General features: G+C 71.9%; 8 protein-coding genes. 7 read left to right on the top strand and 1 reads right to left on the bottom strand.

Features of this window, described 5'->3' with window-relative positions:
- Position 1 precedes the first annotated feature (1 nt).
- From AB0I71_RS20180 to AB0I71_RS20160, 5 genes are read left to right on the top strand one after another with little or no spacing between them, the layout of a single operon-like run.
- A complete protein-coding gene (locus AB0I71_RS20180) occupies positions 2 to 2,959 on the top strand; it encodes a type I polyketide synthase (protein ID WP_357586729.1) in 2,958 nt (985 codons plus the stop codon).
- Complete coding sequence (locus tag AB0I71_RS20175) at positions 2,956 to 9,408, top strand: amino acid adenylation domain-containing protein (RefSeq protein WP_357586727.1); 6,453 nt, start codon at positions 2,956 to 2,958, stop codon at positions 9,406 to 9,408. Before AB0I71_RS20180 ends, AB0I71_RS20175 begins: the two co-directional genes overlap by 4 nt.
- Positions 9,405 to 14,867: an SDR family oxidoreductase gene (locus AB0I71_RS20170; RefSeq protein WP_357586725.1), complete on the top strand. Its 5,463-nt coding sequence runs from the start codon at positions 9,405 to 9,407 to the stop codon at positions 14,865 to 14,867. The genes AB0I71_RS20175 and AB0I71_RS20170 overlap by 4 nt, the downstream gene beginning before the upstream one ends.
- Entirely contained in the window at positions 14,864 to 20,542 is a 5,679-nt protein-coding gene (locus AB0I71_RS20165; protein WP_357586723.1) for an amino acid adenylation domain-containing protein, read from the top strand. Before AB0I71_RS20170 ends, AB0I71_RS20165 begins: the two co-directional genes overlap by 4 nt.
- The gene (locus tag AB0I71_RS20160; RefSeq protein ID WP_357586721.1) at positions 20,539 to 21,288 is read left to right on the top strand and encodes an alpha/beta fold hydrolase; all 750 of its coding nucleotides are present in this window, start codon (positions 20,539 to 20,541) and stop codon (positions 21,286 to 21,288) included. The genes AB0I71_RS20165 and AB0I71_RS20160 overlap by 4 nt, the downstream gene beginning before the upstream one ends.
- 4 nt (positions 21,289 to 21,292) lie before the next feature.
- Here AB0I71_RS20160 and AB0I71_RS20155 read toward each other — a convergent pair whose 3' ends face one another.
- Positions 21,293 to 21,856, bottom strand: coding sequence for a helix-turn-helix domain-containing protein (locus AB0I71_RS20155; protein WP_357586719.1), 564 nt, complete (start codon positions 21,854 to 21,856; stop codon positions 21,293 to 21,295).
- Between the two features lie 91 nt (positions 21,857 to 21,947).
- On the opposite strand from AB0I71_RS20155, the gene AB0I71_RS20150 reads away from it, so the two are divergent.
- Positions 21,948 to 22,874: an ABC transporter ATP-binding protein gene (locus tag AB0I71_RS20150; protein ID WP_357586717.1), complete on the top strand. Its 927-nt coding sequence runs from the start codon at positions 21,948 to 21,950 to the stop codon at positions 22,872 to 22,874.
- Positions 22,871 to 24,430 (top strand): hypothetical protein, encoded by a 1,560-nt coding sequence (locus AB0I71_RS20145; protein WP_357586715.1) that lies wholly within the window; start codon positions 22,871 to 22,873, stop codon positions 24,428 to 24,430. Before AB0I71_RS20150 ends, AB0I71_RS20145 begins: the two co-directional genes overlap by 4 nt.
- Positions 24,431 to 24,476: the final 46 nt, after the last annotated feature.

Raw genomic sequence — 24,476 nt, 5'->3', positions numbered from 1 at the left:
GATGACCTCTCCGGATTCCTCTGCCGCGACGTTGAGACGCGCACTCGTGGCGATCGACCAGCTGCAACGCGATCTGGCTGCGGCTCGTGCACAACGAACCGAACCGATCGCCGTGGTGGGCCTTGGTTGCCGCTTCCCGGGCGGCGTGGTGGACGCCGACTCGTACTGGCGCCTGCTCTCCGATGGTGTGGACGCGATCCAGGAGGTCCCGTCGGACCGCTGGAACGTGGACGCCTTCTACCAGAGCGAGGTGGGCCAGCCGGGGACGATGACCACCCGATGGGGCGGCTTCCTGGACCGGATCGACGAGTTCGACGCGGAGTTCTTCGGCATCTCGCCGCGGGAGGCCGAAGCGATGGATCCCAACCAGCGGCTGGTGCTGGAAGTGGCGTGGGAGGCGCTGGAGCACGCCGGGTACGCCCGGTTGGCCGGTAGCCGCACCGGCGTGTTCATCGGCGTGATCGGCAACGACTACGCGCTTCGGAACTTCCGCCGGCCGGACGAAGTCACGCCGTACGTGGTCACCGGGAACGCGCACAGCGTCGTCTCCGGTCGGCTCGCCTACCTCCTCGACCTGCGCGGCCCTGCGGTGTCGGTCGACACCGCGTGTTCCTCCTCGTTGGTCTCGGTGCACCTGGCCTGCCAGAGTCTGCGGTCCGGCGACTGTGACCTGGCCCTGGCCGGCGGAGTCAACGTGATGCTCTCGCCGCTTCCCACGATCGGCTTCTCCCAGTTCGGGATGATGGCACCGGATGGCCGGTGCCGGACGTTCGACGCGGCCGCGAACGGGTTCGTACGCGGCGAAGGCTGCGGGCTGGTGGTGCTCAAACGCCTCTCCGACGCGCTCGCCGCCGACGATCACGTGCTTGCCGTGATCCGCGGTGGAGCGATCAATCAGGACGGTCGCAGCACCGGCCTCACCGCACCCAACGTGCTGTCCCAGCGCGACCTGCTGCGACGTGCCCTGGACGCCAGCGGGGTCAGCGCGAGCCAGGTCTCCTACATCGAGGCGCACGGCACCGCCACGACGCTTGGCGACCCCATTGAGACAGAGGCGCTGGCCGAGGTCTACCCGGCGGAACCGGGAGGGGAGTGGCACCTCGGATCGGTGAAGACCAACTTCGGTCACCTGGAGGCAGCCGCGGGGGTGGCCGGCCTGATCAAGGTGATCCTGGCGTTGCGTCACCGGGCGATCCCCGCCCACCTGCACTTCGAACGCCTGAACCCACTCATCGGCCTGGAACGTCCGCCGTTCACCGTGCCGACGCGGCTCACCGAGTGGGTGCCCCGAGACGGGCGCCGGATCGCCGGTGTGAGCAGCTTTGGGCTGAGCGGCACCAACGTCCACCTGCTCGTCGAGGAGGGCCCGCAGCGGCAGCCGGTGGCGCCGGACGACTGCCGCCCGCTCTCCGTGCTCGCCCTCTCCGCCCGCAGCGAGGACGGCCTGCGCGCGCTCGCCACCCGGCACAGCGAGCTGCTCGGGGCCACCGCGCCACCGCCGGTGGCCGACCACTGCTGGTCGGCCAACACGGGGCGCATGCACTTCACCCACCGGCTCGCGGTGGTCGGTGGTACGGCGACGGAGCTGCGGGCGGCGCTCGACCGGGCGATGGAGCAGCTCGCTCCCGCTGCGGTCCGCGACCCCGAGGTCGCATTCCTGTTCAGCGGCGAGGGTGCCGAACGCCCTGGCATGGCGCGCACGCTGTACGAGACCGCTCCGGTGTTCCGGGAGGCGATCGAGCGGTGCCATGAGCTGCTTGCCGACCCGCTGCTGCCGGTGCTGTTCCCGGCGCGCCCCGACGCGACGGACTTCCGCCGTCCGACCCGGGGACAGCCCGCGCTGTTCGCGGTGGAGTACGCGCTCGCCCAACTGTGGCGGTCCTGGGGAGTGGAGCCAGCCGCGGTGCTCGGCCATGGTGTGGGGGAGGTGGCCGCCGCCTGTACCGCCGGGGTGATCAAACTGGAGGGCGCGCTGCGGCTGGTGACCGAGCGGGCGCGACTCGTCGAGGCCGGCGCGGCCGGCATGGACGCCTTCCGCCGGGTCGTCGCCGAGATCGGCCACGCGCCGCCGCGTATCCCGTTCGTATCCGCGCTGACCGGGGCGCTTCAGCCCTGGGACCGCGCGCCGGGAGCCGAGCACTGGAGCGGGCAGGCTGACGGGCCGGTGCGGTTCAGCGACGGCGTGGCGACGCTGCGCGGGCTCGGGCACCACCGGTTCGTCGAGATCGGCCCGGACGCCACCCTGCTCGACGACCTCGACCCGGGTGCCGACCTGCTGCGCCTGCCCAGCCTGAGGGCTGGCGCGAACGACTGGGAGACCATCCTGCGCACGCTCGCCGAGCTGTACCGGCACGGCACCGACGTGGACTGGATCGGGTTCGACCGCGGCTACCGGCGTACCCGGGTGCCGGTGCCGACGTCACCGTTCACGCGGACCCGGCACTGGTACGAATCGTCGCCGGCGACCGACGTGCCGGCTCCCGCGCCCGCGCCCGTGCCGGCCGCGGAACCGCTGCTCACCCGCGCTGCGCTGCTGGCGCTGCCACCGGAGGAGCGTTTCGACGTCCTCGCCGACCACCTCGCCCGGGGCGTCGGGGTGGCGCTGGGCTCCGGCTCCGGCCCCCGTCGCAAGGCGGCCGTCGCCGCCGTCCGGGTCGGATTCGACCAGCCGCTCCTGGAACTGGGCCTGGACTCGCTGATGGCGATGGGGCTGCGGAACCAGATCCGCAGCCAGCTCGGGGTGACGCTGCCCATCGCCGGCCTGTTGCAGGGGGCGTCGGTTCGTCGGGTGGCGGAACGGATCCTGCACCTGCTGGACGACGCGGAGACCTCGCCCACCGGGACCTCGTCCACCGGGACCTCGCCCAGCGACGACCCGACGGACGCGTTGCTCGCCGAGTTGGAGCGTCTGCCCGCCGAGGAGAGGCAGGCCCTACTGGCGGAAGAGGACGGCCGATGAGCCTGCGTGAACGGCTGGCCGGTCTCTCCCCGGAACAGCGTGCCCGCCTGACAAGGCGGCTCGCCGATCGGGAGAAGACCTATCCGCTCTCGGCCATGCAGCGCCGCCTCTGGTTTCTTGAGCGGCTCACCCCGGGCACCGCCGCCTACCTGGTGCCCGCAGCGGTCCGGCTGCGCGGTCCGCTCGATCGCGCGGTGCTGCGCGCCGCCGTCGCGGACCTGGTCGCCCGGCACGAGTCACTGCGTACCACGGTGGTCGAACGTGACGGCGAACCGGTGCAGGTGGTGACGCCGAACGTGGCGGTCGACATCGGTGCGGAGGATCTGCGCTCCGCGCCCGACGCCGTTCTCGCCGAGCGGGTGGAGGCGGCCGTCAGCACCCCGCTCGACCTGGCGACCGGACCGCTGCTGCGGCTGCGGTTGCTGCGGGTCGCCGACGAGGAGCACCGGCTGATCGTCGTACTGCATCACATCGTGGCCGACGGCTGGTCGGTGAGCGTGTTGTTCGCGGAGTTCGCCGCGCTCTACGCCGCGCACCGCGCGGGTCGTCCGGCCGGGCTGCCACCGCTGCCGTTCAGCTACGGCGAGGTAGCGCGGCGCGAGCGGAACGACTGGGACGACGACCTTCGCTACTGGAGCGACCACCTGGCCGGGGCCCCGCGCGTGCTGGAGTTGCCGCTGGACCACCCGCGGCCACCGGTCGCGTCGTCGCGAGGCGACTCCTGGCACTTCGACCTCCCGGCCGGCCCGGTCCGGGACCTCGTCGCCGTCGGGCAGGCGCGCCAGGCCACCCCGTTCATGGTGCTGCTGGCCCTGTTCCAGGTTCTCGTACACCGCTACGCCGGCCAGGACGACGTGGTGATCGGTGTCCCGGTCGCCAACCGGGACCGGGCCGGGCTGGAGGGACTCATCGGCTTCTTCGTCAACACCCTGCCGATCCGCACCGACCTGGCCGGTGACCCGAGCTTCGCCGAGCTGCTCGACCGGGTCCGGGACGCCTGCCTGGGGGCGTACGCCCACCAGGAGGTTCCCTTCGACCGGCTGGTGGAGGAGCTGAAGCCGGCCCGCGACCTCAGCCGGCCGCCACTGGTCCAGGTCAGCTTCGCCTACCAGGCGCAGCCGTTGCCGACCGTCGACGTGGCGGGGCTGGAGATGACCCGACTTCCGCTGCGCAGCCGGACCGCGCGATTCGATCTGGAACTGCAACTCGTCGACGACGGCGACCGGGGTCTGAGCGGGCTGATCGAGTACAACAGTGACCTGTTCGACGCCGCGACCGTCGAGCGGATGGCCGGTCACCTGGGTCGGCTCGCGACCGCGGCGGCGGCCGACCCGGACCTGCCGATCGGGGCGCTCGCGCTGCTCGGCGACGAGGAACGGGCGGCGCTGTTGGCCGCGGGCATGGACAGCCGGCGCGACTGGCCGGTGTCCGACCTGGCCCACCGGCGGATCGCCGGCCGCGCGCGGGAGACGCCGGACTCCGAGGCCATCCGGTTCGAGGACCGCGTGCTCACCTACGCCGAGGTGGACCGGCGTGCCAACCAGCTCGCGCACTGGCTGCGCGGGCAGGGCGTCGATCGCGACGTACTGGTCGGGCTCTGCCTCCAGCGCTCACTGGAGACCGTCATCGCCATCCTGGCCGTGCACCGGGCCGGCGGCGCCTACCTGCCGTTGGACCCGGACTACCCCAGGGCGCGGCTGGAGTTCATGCTCGACGACTCGCGCGCGCCGTTGGTGCTCACCCAGTCCCGGGTACGCGACCGGGTTCCGGCCGGGGCTGCCGTGGTGGCCTGTCTGGACGAGATCGACAGCGAGCTGGCCGAACAGCCGGCGGATCCACCGACCGACGCCGTCGCCGACGAGGACCTCGCCTACGTCATCTACACCTCGGGATCGACCGGACGACCCAAGGGCGTGCAGATCCCGCACCGTGCGCTGGCCAACTTCCTGCGTTCCATGCAGGTGCGACCGGGAATCGGCCGGGACGACACGCTACTGGCGGTCACCAGCCTCTCCTTCGACATCTCGGTGCTCGAACTGCTGCTGCCGCTGGTGACGGGGGCCCGGGTGGTGCTGGTGTCGCGGGCGGTGGCCGCCGACGGTCGTGAGCTTGCGCGGGTGCTGGACCGGAGCGGAATCACGGTCATGCAGGCCACGCCGTCGACGTGGCGGATGCTTGTCGAGTCCGGCTGGGCGGGTTCGCCCCGACTGCGGATGCTGTGCGGCGGTGAGGCCCTGCCGCCGGGCCTCGCCGCCCAGCTGCGCCCACGTGGCGCAGAGCTGTGGAACATGTACGGCCCGACCGAGACCACCGTCTGGTCGGCGGTGTGGCGGGTCGTCGCCGGTCCTATCCGGCTCGGCGAGCCGGTCGCCGACACCGAGCTGCACGTGCTCGACGGGCGCGGGCAACTGGTGCCGCCCGGCGTTGCCGGCGAGTTGCACATCGGCGGGGTCGGGCTGGCCCGTGGCTATCTGAACCGGCCCGACCTCACCGCCGACCGGTTCGTCGAACTCGCCACCCCGGCCGGCCGGTTCTACCGCACCGGCGACCTGGTGCGCCGTCGAACCGACGGCAGCCTGGAGTTCCTGGGCCGGCTCGACCACCAGGTGAAGGTCCGCGGTTTCCGGATCGAACTCGGCGAGATCGAGGAGGTGTTGACCGGTCACCCCGAGGTTGGCGGGGCGGTGGTCACCGCCCACGCACATGCCGGCGACACCCGGCTGGTGGCCTATCTGGCCGGCGGTGACGTGCCGGCCGCGCACCTGGTGGGCTTTCTGCGGGAGCGGCTTCCGGACCACATGGTGCCATCGACCTTCGTGCGCCTGCCGGCGTTCCCGCTCACCCCGAACGGCAAGATCGACCGGGCGGCCCTGCCCGAGCCGGAGTACGGCCGTACCGGCCTGGAAACCAGCTACCGGTCGCCGGAGGATCCGCTGGAGCACGTGGTCGCCGAGGCCTTCGGCCGGCTGCTCGGAGTCGAGCGGATCGGTCGGGACGACGACTTCTTCGCGTTGGGGGGCCACTCCCTGCTCGCCACCCGGCTCGTGACCTGGCTCCGCCCGGTCGTCGGCGTGGAGCTGCCGCTGCGCGCGGTCTTCGAGCACCCGACCGTGGCCGCTCTGGCCGCCCAGCTGCGCGATCCCGACGCCCGCCCGACGGCGGCCGGTCCGGGCCGCGTCGGGCCGGCCGTCGGCGCGCAGGTGGTGCCCCGTCGCGCCGATCCGGCCGCGCCCGTGCCGCCGCTGGCCGCCCAACGTCGACTGTGGCTGCTGGAACAGCTCGCCCCGGACAACCGTGCCTACCTGCTGCCGGCCGCGTTGCTGGTGCGCGGCCGCCTGGACGTCGCGGTTCTCCGCCGGGCCTGCGACGAGGTCGTACGGCGACACGAGGCGCTGCGCGCGGTGTTCCCGGAGATCGACGGCCGACCCTGGCTCGTGGTGCGCCCGGAGGTTCCGGCCGCGCTTGTGGTGCACGAGTGTCCGGACGGCACGGAGACCGAACTCACCGAGCGGTTCTTCGACAGTCCGTTCGTTCTCGCCGACGGGCCGCTGCTGCGTTGGGAGGTGCTGCGTCGCACCGACGACGAGGCGGTGGTGCTGCTCGCCATGCACCACATCGTCTCCGATCAGTGGTCGTTGGGCGTGCTGCTGGGCGAGGTTCTGGCGCTGTACGCCGCGTACGCCGCCGACGCGCCGAGTCCACTGCCCGCCATCGAGGTCCAGTACCCGGATGTCGCCCGCTGGCAGCAGGACGAGCCGGCCGATCCGGCGGGCCTGGACTACTGGGTCCGACAGTTGCGCGGGGCGCCCGCCGAACTCAACCTGTCCCTGGCCCGTCCCCGGCCGCCGAGGAAGAGCTACCGGGGCGCCGCGCTGCAACTGACCGTGCCCCCCGAGGTGGTACGGGACCTGCGCGCTCTCGGCCGCGCCGAGGGGGCCACCCTCTTCATGGTGCTGGCCGGTGCCTTCCAGGTGCTCCTCGGCCGGCTCGGCGGCACCGAGGACGTGGTGGTCGGCACCCCGGTGGCGAACCGACGGTTGCCGGAGCTGGAACCGCTGATCGGCCTCTTCGTCAACACTCTGGCGCTGCGCACCGATCTGTCCGGCGACCCCACCTACCGTGAGCTGCTGCGCCGTGTCCGTCAGGTCTGCCTGGACGGGTACGAGCACCAGGACGTCGCGTTCGAGCGGCTGGTGGAGGCGCTTCGGCCGGACCGCAGTCTGGCCCGTACGCCGATCTTTCAGGTCGGGTTTGCCCTGCAGAACGTGCCGTTCCCCGCATGGACCGGCGGCGGCCTGCGGGTGGAACCGTTGCCGGTCGACGCCGGCACGGCGAAGTTCGACCTCGAGCTGCTGCTCACCGAGGACGGCGACCGCGTCCACGGCCGCCTCGAGTACAGCCTTGACCTCTTCGACGAGACCACCGCCCGGCGCATCGTCAACCATCTCCAGGTCCTGCTGGTCGGGGTCGCCGCCGACCCGGACCGGCCCATCGGCCGGCTCCCGCTGATCACGGCGCACGAGCAGCGGAAGATTCTGGCGCTCGGTGACGGCGGCCACCGGGAGTGGCCGGGTGCCGGTCTGATCCACGAGGAGTTCGAGGCGCAGGCCAGGGCGACACCGGACGCCGAAGCGGTGCGCTTCCACGACGAGCGGCTCAGCTACGCCGAACTGGACCGCCGCGTCAACCAGCTCGCGCATCGCTTGCGCCGGCTCGGCGTGGGCCGGGACGTGATGGTGGGTGTGTGCATGGAGCGTTCCGTTGAAATGGTGGTGTCGCTGCTCGCCACCCTCAAGGCCGGCGGTGCCTACCTGCCGCTGGACCCCGGCCTGCCGCCGGCCCGCATCGCGTTCATGCTGGATGACGCCCAGGTGCCGGTCCTGCTCACCCAGAGCCGCCTGGCCCCCTCGCTGCCGGAACTCGGGGCGGACGTGCTCCGCGTGGACGAGTTGGCCGAGGAACTCGGCCGCGAACCGGCGTCGTCGCCGGGTGTTCAGGTGAACGGCGACGACCTGGCCTACGTCATCTACACCTCCGGCTCGACCGGGCGGCCCAAGGGGGTCATGAACGTGCACGCCGGCATCCGCAACCGCCTGTTGTGGATGCAGGACACGTACCGGCTCGACGTCTCCGACCGCGTGTTGCAGAAGACGCCGTTCTCCTTCGACGTGTCGGTCTGGGAGTTCTTCTGGCCGCTGATGACCGGCGCCTGCCTGGTGGTGGCCGTCCCGGACGGACACCGCGACGCCCGTTACCTGGTGGAGACCATCCGTCGCGAGCGCGTCACCACTGTGCACTTCGTCCCGTCCATGCTGCGGATCTTCGTCGGCGAGGAGGGGGCAGCGGACTGCCCCAGCCTGCGCAGAGTGATCTGCAGTGGCGAAGCCCTGCCACGTGAGCTGCAGGAACAGTTCTTCGCCACGGTGCCGGCCGAGTTGCACAACCTGTACGGCCCGACCGAGGCGGCTGTCGACGTCACCGCCTGGGCGTGCCGCGCCGGCGATCCGGGACCGGTACCGATCGGTCATGCCATCGCCAACACCCGGATGTACGTGCTCGACCAGATGCTCCAGCCGGTGCCGGCCGGAGTGGCCGGCGAACTCTGCATCGGCGGACGGAACCTGGCTCGTGGTTACCTCAACCGGCCGGATTTGACCGCACAGCGGTTCGTCGCGCACCCGTTCGACCCGACCCCCGACGCCCGGCTGTACCGCACCGGTGACCTGGCGCGGTTCCGCGACGACGGCGCCATCGAATATCTGGGCCGGCTCGACCACCAGGTGAAGCTGCGCGGCCATCGGATCGAGCTCGGTGAGATCGAGCACGCTCTCGCCGACCATCCGGACGTCCGCGAGGCCATCGTGACCGCCCGGCCGCTGGGCGGCGACCAACGGCTGGTGGCCTATCTGGCCGGCGAGGAGCCGCCCGCCGCGGGCACGCTCATCGCCCACCTGCGGCAGCGGCTGCCCGACTACATGGTGCCAGCCGTCTTCGTGCCGCTGCCGTCCTTCCCGCTGCTGCCGAACGGCAAGGTGGACCGCGCGGCGCTGCCCGAGCCGGAGCTGTCACGGCCCGATCTGGCCAACCCGTACGAGGCGCCCCGCGACGACCTGGAGCGGACCGTCGCCGCGGCGTGGAGCCGGTTGCTCGGCATCGAGCGGGTGGGTGTGCACGACAACTTCTTCGAGCTGGGCGGTCACTCGCTTCTGATGGCCGAGCTGCGTGGCGCGCTACAGGACGCCCTCGACCGACCGGTGACGCTCGTTGAGCTGTTCCAGTACCCGACCGTGCGCGCGCTGGCCGAGCACCTGGCCGCCGGCCCGTCCGCCGATCCGCTGGCCGCCGCGCGGGAGCGGGTGGCCGGCCGGCGGGCGGCGTTCGCCGAACGCCGCCGGACCGCCGCCCGCCGGAGCACGAACCGTACCGATTCCACAGGGGAGCGACAGTGAGCGACTCGACCGACGACCTGTCCCAGGTGGCCATCATCGGCATGGCGGGACGCTTCCCGCAGGCCGCCGACGTGAACGCCTTCTGGGCAAACCTGGTGACCGGTCAGGAGAGCATCTCCTCCTTCTCGGTCGACGAGCTGCGTGCGGCAGGGGTCAGCCCGGCGCTGGCGAGCCGGCCGGACTACGTACGCGCCAAGGGTGTCCTCGACGGCGCTGACACCTTCGACGCCGGCTTCTTCGGCTTCAGCCCACGCGAGGCGGAGCTGATGGATCCCCAGCACCGGGTGCTGTTGGAATGCGCCTGGGAAGCGGTGGAGTCGGCCGGCTACGACCCGCAGGCGTTCCCCGGCCGGATCGGGGTCTTCGCCGGCGCCAGCATGAACACCTACCTGCTCTACAACCTGATGGCCAACCGCAGCCTGATCGAGGCGCTCGGCCCGTACCAGACCCAGCTCGCCAACGACAAGGACTTCCTCGCCACCCGGGTCGCGTACAAGCTCGGGTTGCGTGGGCCCGCCGTCACCGTGCAGACCGCCTGTTCCACCTCGCTGGTGGCGGTCCACCTCGCCTGCCAGAGCCTGTTGTCCGGGGAGTCCGACATGGTGCTGGCCGGCGGGGTCTCGGTGAACGTACCGCTGCGCAACGGCCACCGGTACGAGCCGGGCGGCATCCTGTCCGCCGACGGCCACTGCCGGCCGTTCGACGCCGCCGCCGGCGGCACCGTGATCGGCAACGGCGTCGCCCTGGTGGTGCTGCGCCGGCTCGCCGACGCGCGGAAGCACGGCGACACCATCGACGCGGTGATCCGCGGCTCGGCGGTGAACAACGACGGTGCGCTCAAGGTGGGCTACACCGCACCGGCCGTGGAGGGCCAGTCCGAGGTCATCGCCGAGGCGCTCGGCATCGCCGGTGTCGCGCCCGAGACGGTCGGCTATGTGGAGACCCACGGCACGGGCACGGCGCTCGGTGACCCGATCGAGATCGCCGGACTCACCCGCGCCTACGGCCAGGGCGGCGCGTCCCCCGGCTCCTGCGCGATCGGCTCGGTGAAGAGCAACATCGGCCACCTGGACGCGGCGGCCGGGGCGGCCTCGCTGATCAAGGCGACGCTGGCCCTCAAGCACGAGGTCATCCCGGCCAGCCTGCACGTCGAGCGGCCCAACCCGGAACTGGCGTTGGAGACGAGTCCGTTCCTGGTCAACGGCACCCGGCGGCCGTGGCCCCGTACCGACCAGCCGCGTCGGGCCGGGGTCAGTTCGTTCGGCATCGGCGGCACCAACGCCCACGTGGTGCTGGAGGAAGGACCGGCCGCCGCCCCGGCGGAGCCCGGCCGGCCGTGGCAGCTGTTGCCGCTGTCGGCGCGCACCACCACCGCCCTCGCGCAGGCCGCCGAGCGGCTCGCCGACCACCTCGAGGCGCACCCCGACGAGGAACTGGCCGACGTGGCCTTCACTCTGGCCACCCGGCGGCGGGCCTTCGAGCAGCGGCGGGCGGTGGTGGCGGTCGACCGTGCCGACGCGGTGCGACGGCTGCGCCGGGCCGCCCTGGCCGAGGCGTCGGACACCGCCGGGCGGCCCGTCAAGGTGGCGTTCCTCTTTCCCGGGCAGGGCACCCAGCACGCCGGCATGGCCCGCGACCTGTACGACGATGACCCGGTCTTCCGGACCGAGCTGGACCGCTGCCTCGCCCTGTTCCCCCCGGCGGTGCGCGCGGCGCTGTTCCCGACCGACGGCCCGCCGGCCGACCTGACGGAGACCGAGCTGGCCCAACCGGCCCTGTTCGCCGTCGAGTACGCCCTGGCCCGCACGCTGATCGCGGCGGGCGTACGACCGGACGCGCTGGCGGGTCACAGCATCGGCGAGTACGTCGCCGCCTGCCTCGCCGGTGTGTTCCGCCTTGAGGACGCCGCTGCCCTGGTCACCGCGCGCGCGCGACTGATGGGGGCCACGCCGCACGGGGCGATGCTGGCCGTCTTCCTGCCCGAGGCCGAGACCGTGGAGCTGCTCGGCGACCGGCTCAGCCTCGCCGCCGTCAACGGTGCCGCACTCTGCGTCGCCTCAGGCCCGGCTGACGCCGTGAACGACCTGGAACGACGTCTCGTGGCCGGCGGCATCGGCTGCCGGCGGCTGCACACCTCGCATGCCTTCCACTCGACGCTCGTCGAGGACGCGGTGCGACCGTTCGTCGCGGAGGTCCGCGAGGTCATGATGAGCGCACCCCGGACGCCGATCTGCTCCAACCTCACCGGTACCTGGATCGAGCCCGGTCAGGCCACCGACCCCGAGTACTGGGGCGCGCACCTGCGTTCCACCGTGCGCTTCGCCGACAACCTGGGCACCCTGCTCGCCGACCCCGACCTGATCCTGGTGGAGGTCGGTCCGGGTGACTCGCTGTCCACCTTCGCCAAGCGACACCCGTCCTGGACGCCGGGCCGGGTCGTGGCGGCCGTCATGCGTCGGCCCGACGAGCGGCGGGCCGACCGGCAGGCCCTCCTGGAGGCGCTGGGCACGATCTGGGCGGCGGGCGTCCCGCTCGACTGGACCGTCCTGTGCGACGACAACCGGCGTCGGTTGCGCCTTCCCTCGTATCCGTTCCAGCGCCGCCGCTACTGGGTGGAACCTGATCGTCCGGACACGCCCGGACCGACCCCGACGTCTGTCTCGTCACCCACCTACCGCCCGAGTTGGCGACGGCTGCAACCGGTCCGCCCTCGCGCCGAGGAGGGCGCCTGGCTGGTGCTGGGCGCGGATCTCCCTTTGGGCCGGGCCCTGTGCGAGTCCCTGCCCTCGGCCGTGCGTGTCCGCGCCGGAACCGGTTTCGCGCAGGACGACCCGGACGCCTTCACCATCGATCCGGCGAACCGGGAGGACTACCGACGTCTGTTCGACGCCCTCGGCGATCACCGGCCGGCGCGGGTCGTCCACCTGTGGAGCCTGGCCGTGGAACCCGGTGCCGATCTGGACCGCGCCGAGGCCGTCGGATTCCACAGCCTCCTGGCGTTCGCACAGGCGCTCGCCGGCCGGGCGGAGCGGCCCGCCGTGGCCCTGGACGTGCTGACCCGGGGCGTGTTCAGCGTGACCGGCGACGAGTGCCTGCAACCGGAGAACGCCACCCTGGTCGGCCCGTGCACGGTCGTCCCGCAGGAGGTCCCCGGTGTCACCTGCCGGCTTCTCGACCTCGGCGGGGCGAGCGCCGAATCGCTCGCCCTCGTGCTGCGGTCGGCGCCGGACGAGCCGGTGCTCGCCCGACGGGGCAGCCACTGGTGGGCCCGAACGTTCGACGCCGTTGACCTCGACCCCGGCCCGGCCACCGGCCGGCTGCGCGACGACGGCGTCTACCTCATCACCGGCGGGTTGGGCGGCATCGGCCTGGCGCTCGCCGAACACCTGGCCCGCTCCGTGCGGGCCCCGGCGATCGGTCTCCTCGGCCGTACCCCCATGCCCCCGGAGGAGACTTGGTCGCAGTGGTTGACCGAGCACGACGCCGACGACCCGACAAGCGTGCGGATCCGACGTCTGCAAGCGCTCCGCGACCTGGGTGCCCGGCCGATGGTGCTGCGGGCCGACGTCACGGACCTCGCGCAGACCACTCGGGCGGTAGACGAGCTGCGGGCCCGATTCGGCGCGCTGTCCGGCGTCGTCCACGCGGCCGGGCTTCCCGCGAGCGGTCTGCTCGCCGGCATGTCGCGCGCCGACGCCGACGCGGTCCTCGCCGCCAAGACCCGCGGCACCCTGGTCCTGGACGCGGTCTGCGGCCGGGATCCGCTCGACTTCGTCCTGCTGTGTTCGTCGCGCACCGCGATTCTCGGTGGGCCGGGTCAGTTGGACTACTGCGCCGCCAACGCGTTCCTGGACACCTTCGCCGCCACGCGGGACGGCGCTACGGCCGTGGCCTGGGACACCTGGCGTGACACCGGAATGGCGTCCGACCCGGCCGGCGGAGCCGACATCGGCCACCCGCTGCTGCACCGCCGCCTGCGGCGCACCGCTACGGTCGAGACGTTCCGCACCACCATCACCACGGCGGACAGCTGGATCGTCGACGAGCACCGGATGCAGGGGCACGGACTGGTTCCGGGCACCACGTACCTGGAGATGGTCCGAGCTGCGGTGGCGCCGCACGCCGGCCGCAGGGAGATCGAGTTTCGGGACGTGCTCTTCATCGCGCCGGTGATCGTGCCGGACGGCCAGGAGCGCGAGATGATCACCACGGTCGAGCGCGGCGACGACGGCGTGCTGAGCTTCCGGGTGCACAGCCGGGGAGCCGCCGGGCAGCAGGAGCACTGCGTCGGCACCGTGGTGCTGCACGACCCGGTCGAACGGCCCCGGCGCGCGGTCGGCGAGTTGCTCGACGCTTGCGACGTACGCGAGGTGATCGAGGGCGAGGACGCGTTGCGGCGTCGGCTGCGGCTGGACTTCGCCGCCGAGGGCGGGCTCATCCGGTTCGCGGTGCACGGTCGGTGGCGCTGTCTCACCCGCATCGATGTCGGCACCACGGGCATGATCGCCACCCTGGACCTGCCCGAACGGTACGCCCCGGACCTGGACACCTACCTGCTGCACCCGGCCCTGCTCGATGTGGTGGGGGGTGCGTCACGGGTCTACGCCGCCGAGGGCTACTACCTGCCGTTCTGGTACGGCAGTCTGCGATTCGTCCGGGGCCTGACCGGCCGGATGACGTGTCACATCCGGGTCAGGGAGGGTGGTGACTCGTCCGGCGAGACCCTCACCTGCGACGCCGACGTCCACGACGAGCAGGGCCGGCTGCTGGTGCGGATGCGCGACTTCACCATGAAGCGGGTCCATGATCCTGCGTCGATGCGGGACGAGGTCGAGCGTGCTGCGGCAGCCGGGCCGGATCCCTCACCGGCCGGCCTGGCCACCCTGCTGGACCCGGCCGGCGGGTTGACCGTCGCCGAGGGCGGTGACCTGTTCGACCGGATCCTGGCCATCGACCCGCTCCCAGCCCAGGTGGTCGTCTCCGCCCGCGACCTGGCGGCGGCGCAGCGGGCGGCAGCGGCGATCGACCCGGCCCGGCTGGCAGCCGAGCTGGCGGAGGCGACCGCTCCGGCCACGCTGCACCCGCGCCCCGATCTCGACATCCCGTACGAGGAGCCCGCGCCCGGCGCCGAGGCGGACATCGCGGCCATCTGGCGGGAGGTGCTCGGCATCGAACGGATCGGCCGCAACGACGACTTCTTCGCGTTGGGCGGCCACTCGCTGGCCGCGGTCCAGATCGGTACCAAGCTGCGCGCCCGGTTCGGTGTGGAACTGACCCTGCGCGACTTCTTCGACCAGCCCACCGTGGCGAACACGTCCCGGCTGATGGCCGGTACCGGGGATGTGCCGACGCCGACGCCTATCGAACCGATTGCCGACGGAGTGGACGAGCTCACCGACGACGAGGTGGACGCCATGCTGCGGGAGCTGATGGCCGCCGAAGGGGGAGGCGAGGCATGACGATGCCGGATCTGGACGCAATGTCGACGGCCGACAAGCGACGCCTGCTGGCCGAGCGGCTTCGCGCGCGGGTGCGCGAATTCCCGCTCTCCTTCCCGCAGCAGCGGCTGTGGTTTCTGGAGCAGCTCGTGCCCGGCAGCGCCGCGTACCACGTGCCGATCGCGGTCCGGCTGCACGGGCCGCTGGACCTGGGGGTGTGGCGACGCTGCTGCGATGAGATCGTGCGCCGGCACGACGCGCTGCGTACGACGTTCGCCGAGGTGGAGGGGCAGCCGGTGCAGCGGGTCGCGGCTACCGGGCGGGCCGACCTCGCGGTGGTCGACTGCGCCGGTGGCGATGTGCGGCAGCTGCTGCGGGACGAGGTCCAGCGGCCGTTCGACCTCGGGACCGGTCCACTGTTGCGGGTGCGGTTCTTCCGGGTGGCACCGCAGGAGCACGTCCTGCTGATCACCATGCATCACATCGTCGCCGACCTCTGGTCGGTGGCGGTCGCCGTGCAGGAGTTGATCACTCTTTATCCGGTGCTGCGGGACGGTGGCCTGTCCCCGCTGCCGGACCTGCCCATCCAGTACGCCGACTTCGCCGCCTGGCAGCGCCGGCAGATGGCAGGCCCTGGCTTCGCCGCCGATCTCGCCTACTGGACGGCCGCGCTGGAGGGGGCGCCGCCGGTGCTCGAACTGCCCACCGACCGGCCGCGACCGCCGGTGCAGACCTCCCGCGGCGGGTCCACGGAGTTCCGACTGCCCGGTCCGCTGGCCGAGCGGCTGCGTGCGTTGAGCCGTCAGGAGGGCGCGACGCCGTTCATGACGATGCTCGCCGCGTTCGCCGTGCTGCTGCGGCGCTACAGCGGCCAGGACGATCTCGTGATCGGCGCGCCGATCGCCAATCGGACCCGGCCGGAGGTCGAGCGGCTGGTCGGCTTCTTCGTCAACACCCTGGCGCTGCGGATCGACCTCACCGGCGAGCCCACCTTCAGGGAACTGCTGTCCAGGGTCCGGGACGCGTGCCTGGGCGCCTACGCGCACCAGGACCTGCCGTTCGAACGGCTGGTCGAGGAGTTGCATCCGCAGCGGGACCTGTCCCGGTCGCCGTTGTTCCAGGTGTCGTTCGTGTTCCAGAACATCGAGGTGCCGGACCTCGACCTGGGCGGGCTGCGGGTCACCCCGTACACAGTGGAGAGCGCCACCGCGCGTTTCGACCTGGAGTTGCAGGTCTTCGACCGGCCGGACGGGCTGGGCGGCTGGTTCGAGTACAACGCCGACCTGTTCGACGGTGCCACCGTCGAGCAGATGTCCCGGGCGCTACGTCGGTTGGTCGAGCACCTCACCGAGGCGCCGGACCGTCCGGTCGTCCGGCTCGACCTGCTGAGCGGGGACGAACGCCGGCGACTGGCACAGGAGCCCAACGACACCCGACGCGTGTGGGCCGACCTGACCTGGGCGCACCTGGAGGTCGCCGGCCGAGCGGCGGCGGACCCCGACGCCGAGGCGGTGCGCTGCGGCGAGCGGACCCTGACCTACGCCGAACTCGACCGTCGGGCCAACCAGCTCGCGCGTCACCTGCGCGGACTCGGCACCGGGCGCGGCGACCTGGTCGGAATCTGCACCGAGCGCACCCCGGAGATGGTGGTGGCGATGCTCGGCACGCTCAAGGCCGGCGGCGCCTACGTCCCGCTCGACCCGGCCTACCCGACCGAGCGGCTCGCGTTCATGATGGCCGACTCGGGACTGAAGATGCTGCTCACCGAGGGTCAGCTCGCGGATCGGCTGCCGGATCCGCCGGCCGTGGTCGTCTGTCTCGATCGGGACGCGGACGCGCTCGCGGCCGAGGACACGGCAGCTCCGGAGGTGGTGGTCGACGGCGACGATCTGGCCTACGTGATCTACACCTCCGGCTCGACGGGGCAACCCAAGGGCGTGCAGATTCCGCACCGCGCCCTGGCCAACTTCCTACGCTCGATGCGCGAACGCCCGGGCCTCACCCCGGCGGACACCCTGCTCGCGGTCACCACGCTCAGCTTCGACATCTCCATGCTGGAGTTGCTTCTGCCGCTGACCACCGGCGCGCGGGTGCACCTGCTCAGCCGGGAGGTGGCCGCCGACGGTGCCCGGCTCGGCGCGGCACTGACCGCCTCCGGTGCCACGCTGATGCAGGCCACGCCGGCCACGTGGCGACTGCTGCGGGACACCGGATGGACACCGCCCGCCGGGTTTCGGATGCTCTGCGGCGGTGAGGCCCTCCCCGAGGATCTGGCGCGGTGGCTGGTCGGCTGCGGCGCAGAGCTGTGGAACATGTACGGACCCACCGAGACCACGATCTGGTCTGCGGTGTCGCGGGTGACGGAGGGGGTCCGGCTGGGCGACCCGATCGCCAACACCGAGTTGCACGTCCTCGACGCGTACGGCGAACTCGTGCCACCGGGCGTCCCCGGTGAGCTGCACATCGGTGGCGCGGGCCTGGCCGTCGGCTATCTCGGCCGGCCCGAGCTGACCGCCGAGCGGTTCGTGCCACACCCGTTTCCGATCGGACTGGGCGAGAAGCTCTACCGCACCGGCGACCTGGTGCGGCGTCGTGCCGACGGCAGCCTGGAGTTCCTCGGCCGGATGGACCACCAGGTGAAGCTGCGCGGCTTCCGGATCGAGCTGGGTGAGATCGAGGCGGTGCTGGCGCGGCAGGCGGTGGTCCGGCAGGCGGTGGTCCTGGTCCGCGAGGACACGCCCGGAGATCAACGCCTGGTGGCGTACGTCGTGGCCGACGCGGCCCCGGCGCAGCCTGACGAGCTGGTCCAGTGGCGCAGCATCTGGGACTCCGCGTATGACGGCTCGGCTCCGGAGGTCGACCCGACATTCGACATCAGCGGTTGGAACAGCAGCTACACCGGCGAGCCGATCCCTGCCGCGGAGATGCGGGACTGGGTGGACCGGACCGCCGAGCTGGTGCGGGAGCGCGCGCCGCAGTCGGTGCTCGACGTGGGCTGCGGCACCGGCCTCATCCTGCACGCGGTGGCTCCGCACTGCCTGCGCTACTGGGGCACCGACTTCTCCACGGTCGCGCTGGACCGCCTCCGCGACTCCTCGACCCGGTACGCCGGCGACGTCCAGCTGCACGAGTGCGCCGCCGATCAGCTCGACCGGCTGCCGGAGCAACTGTTCGACGTCGTGCTGCTGAACTCGGTGGTGCAGTACTTCCCGGATGAGGAGTACCTGGCCCGGGTGATCGAGGGGGCGCTGGACCGGCTCGCCCCGGGCGGCGCGGTCGTGATCGGCGACGTGCGCAGCCTCCCGTTGCTCGAGGCCTTCCACACCTCCGTCGAGCGCCACCGGGCCGGACCCGGTGAGTCCGACGACACGCTGCGCGCGCGGGTACGTCACCGGGTGTCCGAGGAGGAGGAGTTGGTGATCGATCCGCGCTACTTCCAGGCCCTGCGGCACCGGATCCCCGGCATCGCCGACGTCCGGGTGCGGCCCAAGCGCGGCCGGTTCGCCAACGAGCTCACCCGGTTCCGGTACGACGTGGTCCTCACCGCCGGCGTCGTCGTCCCGCCGGCCGACTGCCCCTGGCGGGAGTGGACGTCCCTGACGGCGTTGCGCGATCAGGTCGGTGGTGACGTGCTCGCCCTGCGCGACGTGCCGAACGCCCGGGTGCTGCACAGCGGCGGGATCGACCCGGAGGAGCTGTTCCGGTTCGGCGAGGAGGTCGGCTACCAGGTCGAGCTGGACTGGTCCGACCACGGCCCGGACGGCGCGTACAACGTGGTGCTGCGTCGGTCCGGCGTCGCGGACCACCCGGTCGCCCCGGTGGCGCCGCCACCGGACGGGCCGCTGTCGGCCTGGGTCAACGGCGCCGCGACCCGCCGTGCCCGCAAGCTTCAGCCGCAGCTGCGCGCCGCCCTCGCCGAACGCCTGCCGGAATACATGCTCCCGTCGGCGTTCGTGTTCCTGGACGCCTTCCCACGGACCCCCAATGACAAGGTGGACCGCCGGGCGTTGCCCGCCCCGGACCTGCTGCGTCCCATCCTGCGTACGCCGTACGAGCCCCCGCGTGACGAGGTGCAACGCGCGCTCGCCGAGATCTGGGGCGAGTTGCTCCGGGTGGACCGGGTCAGCGTCCACGACGACTTCTTCGAGCTGGGCGGCCACTCGTTGCTGGCCACCCAGGCCATTTCGCGGATGCGGGCCCGCCTCGGCGTCGACGTGTCGCTGCGCGACCTGTTCGAGCAGCCGACCGTCGCGATGCTCGCCGCGTGGTTGACCGCCCGTGCTCCCGCACCCACCGTCACCGCGCTCACCGCCATCGAACCGGTGCCCCGCGGCGGGGATCTTCCGCTGTCGTTTGCTCAGGAGCAGCTCTGCGTCGACTTTCCGGTGCCGCCGCAGCATCCCTTCCACACGGTGGTGACCGCCGCCCGCCTGCGTGGCGCGCTGGACGAGGAGGCCCTGGGCCGAGCACTCGACCACCTGGTGCGGCGACACGAGACCCTGCGCACCCGGCTGGTCACCCGGCCGGGCGGGCTGGTGCAGGTGATCGATGACCAGGGAAAGTGGCCACTGGTCCGGTCCCGGCTGGATCCGGCCGACCTGGCGGACCCGATGTCGGCGATCCGCAGCCTGCTGGACGAGGAGGCCGGCCAGGGGTTTTCCCTGGCCGAGGGCCCGCTGGTCCGGGCCCGGCTGATCACCCTCAGCGACCGGGACCGGATCCTCGTGCTCGCCATCCACCACGCCGTCACTGACAACTGGTCGTACGGAGTGCTGCTGCGGGAGTTAGCGGTGGCGTACGACGCCTTCGCCGGTGGGCGCGACCCCTGGCTGCCGCCGTTGCCTGTCCAGTTCGCCGACTTCGCCGGGTGGCAGCGCCGAGAGTACGAGTCCGGTGCACTGGACCAGCACGCCCGGTACTGGCGGGATCGACTCGCCGACCTCCCACCGGCGCCGTCGTTCGACGTGGCGCACCTGCCGGCCGCCGAGGCAGCGTCCGGTGCGGACGACCACTTCGTGCTCGGCGCGGAGCTCACCGCCGGACTTCAGGCGCTTGCCACACAGGAGAACGCCACGCTCTTCATGGTGCTGCTCGCCGCGTACGACGCGTTGCTCGCGGCGTACACCGGTAGCCGGGATCTGGCCGTCGGCTTTCCGACCGCCGGGCGCGACCGGCCGGAGGCCGAGAACCTGATCGGCTACCTGGTGAACTCCCTGGTGCTCCGGGTCGACCTGGCCGGCGATCCGACCTTCCGGGAGGCGATCGCGCGGGTACGGGAACGAACCCTGGAGGCGCACGCCCACCACGCCGTGCCGTTGCAGCCGCTGCGGCGTGAGATGCCGGCCGCCCGTGACCGGGTACGCCTGGGGTTCAACCTGCTCAACGCGCCGCTGCCGCCGACAGTGCTGCGCGACGTACAGCTGGAGCCGGTCTCCGTCGAGCACGGCGGGGTGTTCGTGCACGTGCCCCCTGGCCTGCGACCGGCCGAGGTGGATCTCGGCCTGATCGTCATGGCGGACGCCGGTCTCCTGCGGGGCCTGTGGTTGCACGCTCCCGAGCGCGTCGATGCCCGCCTGGTGGGCCGCCTGCGTCGCCAGTGGGAGCGGCTCCTGGAGATGGTGGTGGCCGACCCGGACCGGAGCATCGAGGAACTGGGCCGGGTCCTCCGTACGGACGGCGCAGGGCAGCCGACGTGAACGAGCAGTGGTTCTGGGCCCGCCGTCCCCGGCCGGCGGCGGCGGCCCGTCTGGTCTGCCTGCCGTACGCCGGCGGCGCCGCAGCGGCCTACCGCATGTGGGACCAGTTGGCGCCTGGCTGCGTCGAGGTGTGCCCGGTCGAGCTTCCCGGGCGTGGCGTGCGGATGGGGGAGGAGCCGTACCGCCGGCTCGCACCGCTGGTGCGGGCGCTCGCCGACGCGCTCGAACCGTTGCTCGACCGGCCCTACGCGCTGTTCGGTCACAGCATGGGCGGCCTCGTGGCCTTCGAGCTCGCCCGGCTGCTGCGTCGCCGTGGCCAGCCCGAACCGGTGCACCTGTTCGTCTCCGCCTCACCGTCGCCGGACCGGCGTTCCGGGGCCACGATGCACGACGCCTCCGACGCCGAGCTGAAGGCACGGCTGCACGCGCTCAACGGCACGCCGCCCGAGGTGCTGGAAAACGAGGAGCTGATGGGGCTGGCGCTGCCGGTCATCCGCGCCGACTTCGCGGTGCTGGAGACCTACGAGTTCGTCGACGAGCCGCCGCTCGAGACCCCGCTGACCGTGTTCGGCGGCATCGACGACCTGACTGTCCGCCCGGCTGACCTGGTCGGCTGGCGTGACCACGCGATCACCGTGGATCTGCGGATGCTGCCCGGCGACCACTTCTTCATCGACGAGTTGGCGTCGGAGTTGATCCGGATGATCACCGCTCGGGTCATCCCGGCGTGGTCTGCGGGCGGCTAGTGGATCATCCGACAGTTTCCCGTCCGGACGGGATGGCGTCCAGCGCCTCGCGCGCGTACTCGGCGATGGGCCGGGCGCGGCCGTCGTTGTGCCACTGTTCGAGGGCGCTGAAGTAGACGCCGAAGATGTAGGTGCGGGCCAGGACCCTGGCCGAGGTCGAGCCGTGTCCGCGCTCGGCCAGGGCGGCGGCGATGCGCTCCACCATGGCGTCCATGGTGGCGTAGACGGCTGCCCGGACGCTGGGCTCCTCCAACACGTAACGCATGCCGCGCCACGGTCCTCCGCCACCGGCGCTGTCCGCGAGGCGGGTCATCGTGCCGGGCAGGTCGTCGAGGTCCAGGACCTCGTCGAAGCCGTCCGCTCCGACGGCGGCGAACGGATCGACGGTGAACAGGCCCTCCTTGGAGCCGAAGTAGCGGTAGAAGGTGGATGGGGACACCGCCGCTTCCCGCGCGATGTCGTCGATGGTGACGCTGTGGAATCCGCGGGAGTCGAACAACTCCATGGCCGTGTCCTGGATGGCGCGGATCGCGGCCATCCGGTTGCGCTGACGCAGGCTGAGCGGCATGCCGTTGAGTGTAACAATGTGAAAATCCTACCCATGAAGGAAGCTGACCTCAAGATGACAGCCACTTCCACAACGTGTCATGATGGTTGGTATGGACGCGATTGCGGTGCGTGGTGTGCGCAAGGTGTTCGGCGGCACTGTCGCCCTGAACGACCTGGACCTGACCGTCACCCAGGGTGAGGTGCACGGCTTTCTCGGGCCGAACGGCGCCGGCAAGAGCACCACGATCCGGGCCCTGCTGGGCCAGTTGCGGGTGGATGCCGGCCGGGCGATGATCTTCGGCCTGGACTGTTGGACCCGGTCGGTGGCGGCCCACCGGCGCCTGGCGTATGTGCCGGGTGACGTGGCGTTGTGGCCCGGCCTGACCGGTGGCGCCAGCATCGACGTCCTCGGCCGGTTGCACGGCGGCGCCGATCCGCGCCGCAGGCAGCAGCTCATCGACCGGTTCGAGCTCGACCCGACCAAGCGGACGCGCACCTACTCCAAGGGCAACCGGCAGAAGGTGGCGCTGGTCGCGGCGCTCGCCACGAATGCCGACCTCTTCCTGTTCGACGAGCCGACCTCGGGATTGGACCCGCTCATGGAGGAGGTCTTCCAGCAGTGCGTCCGGGAACTGAAGAACGAGGGCCGCACCGTGCTGCTGAGCAGCCACATCCTCAGCGAGGTGGAGGTCCTGTGTGATCGGGTCAGCATCATCAGGCGGGGCACGGTGATCAGGAGCGGTACGCTGACCGACCTGCGCAGCCACACCCTGACCCGGGTGGCCGCGGTGACCCGACACCCGGTGTCCGGCCTGGACCAACTCGATGGTCTCGTCGACCTGGTCGTGTCGACACGACCGGACGGCGTCCACGTCGGCTTCCGCGCCGCCCCCGGGGCGCTGGGTGCGGCCGTCGGCTGTGTCGCCGCCGCCGAACCGGCCTCCCTGACGGTGCAGCCACCCAGTCTCGACGAGCTGTTTCTCTCCAACTACCGCGACGAGGTGCCGACCGCCCTTGCCGAGGGAGCGGTGCGATGACCGGATACGGGCGCTGTCTGTCACTGAGCCTGCGTACCGGCTGGCTCCAGGTGCTCGGCTGGCCGGCGTTGGTGGCCGTCCTCGTGGTGGCCAGCGCGGCCACCATCAACGGGACGTACGCCGACCAGGCCAGCCGCGACCGGTACGCCGGCGTCTACGAGTTGCTGAACGGCAGCGCGGCGCTTCAGGGCCGTGGATACACCCTGAACACTCTGGGCGGCATCCTGGTCAACGAGATGGGTTACCTGACCCTGATCATGATTCCGCTGATCGGCGTGCACCTGGCGATCCGGTTCACCCGCAGTGTCGAGGACACCGGCCGCCTCGACCTCCTGACGTCCTACCCGGTCCACCGGCTGGCGCCGGCTGCGGCCGGGGTGACCGCCGCCCTGATCACGGCGGCGCTGACCGCGGTGCTCACCGCGATCGGGCTGACGGCGCTGGATTTCCCCCTCGGCGGCTCATGGCGCTACGCCGGCGGACTCGCGATGTTCATGGTCGTCTTCACCGCCGTCGGTACTCTGATCGCCCAGTGCTGCCGGACCGCCCGGACCGCCTACCTCCTCGCGACGGGTCTGTGGCTGATCAGCTACCTGGCCCGGGCGGCGGTGGACGCGCGGCACTGGGACGCGGTGGGCTGGAATCCGCAGTCGTGGCTGGCCGAGGTGCGACCCTTCGCCCCGGATCCACCGACGTGGCCCTGGATCGCCTCTGGCGCCCTGGCCGTCGGCCTGTTCGCCGCCACCGCCGCGGTCGCGGCCCGGCGGGACCAGGGGGCCGGCATCATCGCCCCGCGGCCGGGGCCGGCCACCGCGCCGGGCTGGGTCCGTACCCCTTTCACTCTGCTCCTGCGACTCTCCGGTGGTCTCGGCGCGGGGTGGGTCGGCGGCAGCGTGCTGTTCGCCTTCGCCTTCGGCTATCTCGTCCCGCAGATCAACCATCTCGACGCCGCCACACAGGCCGACCAGGACGCGAGCGTGAACGCCACTCTGACGATCTTCGTTCAGCTCAACGCGCTGCTTGCCGCCGCCGCGGGAATCCAGATGGCGCAGTGGCTGGCCGCCGAGGAGTCGTCCGGCCGGGTGGGGTACAGCCTGTCCACAATGGTCAGCCGGTGGCGGTGGTGGACGTCCGCCACGTTGATCGTGACGGGGTGGTCGTTGCTGGTGCTGCTCTGCGGTGGCCTCGCCACCGGGCTGGGCCTCGCCGCGGGTTTCGGCGAGAGCCATTACGTCGGCACCGGCCTGACCGCCACCCTGTCCTACGCCGCCGCCGTGGTCCTGCTCGTCGGCGGGGCGGTGGCGGTGCACTCGCTGAGTCCCCGCGCGGTCCCCGTCGCCTGGCTCCCGGTCGGCTGGGGTGTCGTCGTCTCCCTCCGCGCCGACCTGCTGGAGCTTCCGACGTGGGCACGTGAGTTCTCTCCGGTGCAGTGGATCGGCGCCGTACCCCGCGACGCCTGGGACTGGCCTGCGGCTCTCACCATGACCGTTCTCGCCGTCGTGCTCGTCGCCGCGTCGACAGTGCGCTACCGCCAGCGGGACCTCGAAGCGGGATAACGATTCCTGGAAGTAACTTTCAACTAGAGAGCTGTTGTCTACTCGG

Origin of the sequence: Micromonospora sp. NPDC049891 (assembly GCF_040660295.1) — a bacterium.
Lineage (GTDB): Bacteria > Actinomycetota > Actinomycetes > Mycobacteriales > Micromonosporaceae > Micromonospora.
This window is presented reverse-complemented; position numbering and strand designations above follow the sequence as displayed.

Excerpts from the sequence above, each read along its gene's own strand:
- AB0I71_RS20175 (WP_357586727.1), top strand. The coding sequence starts at position 2,956 with ATGAGCCTGCGTGAACGGCTGGCCGGTCTCTCCCCGGAACAGCGTGCC.
- AB0I71_RS20150 (WP_357586717.1), top strand. The coding sequence starts at position 21,948 with ATGGACGCGATTGCGGTGCGTGGTGTGCGCAAGGTGTTCGGCGGCACT.
- AB0I71_RS20155 (WP_357586719.1), bottom strand. The coding sequence starts at position 21,856 with ATGCCGCTCAGCCTGCGTCAGCGCAACCGGATGGCCGCGATCCGCGCC.
- AB0I71_RS20145 (WP_357586715.1), top strand. The coding sequence starts at position 22,871 with ATGACCGGATACGGGCGCTGTCTGTCACTGAGCCTGCGTACCGGCTGG.
- AB0I71_RS20180 (WP_357586729.1), top strand. The coding sequence starts at position 2 with ATGACCTCTCCGGATTCCTCTGCCGCGACGTTGAGACGCGCACTCGTG.
- AB0I71_RS20165 (WP_357586723.1), top strand. The coding sequence starts at position 14,864 with ATGACGATGCCGGATCTGGACGCAATGTCGACGGCCGACAAGCGACGC.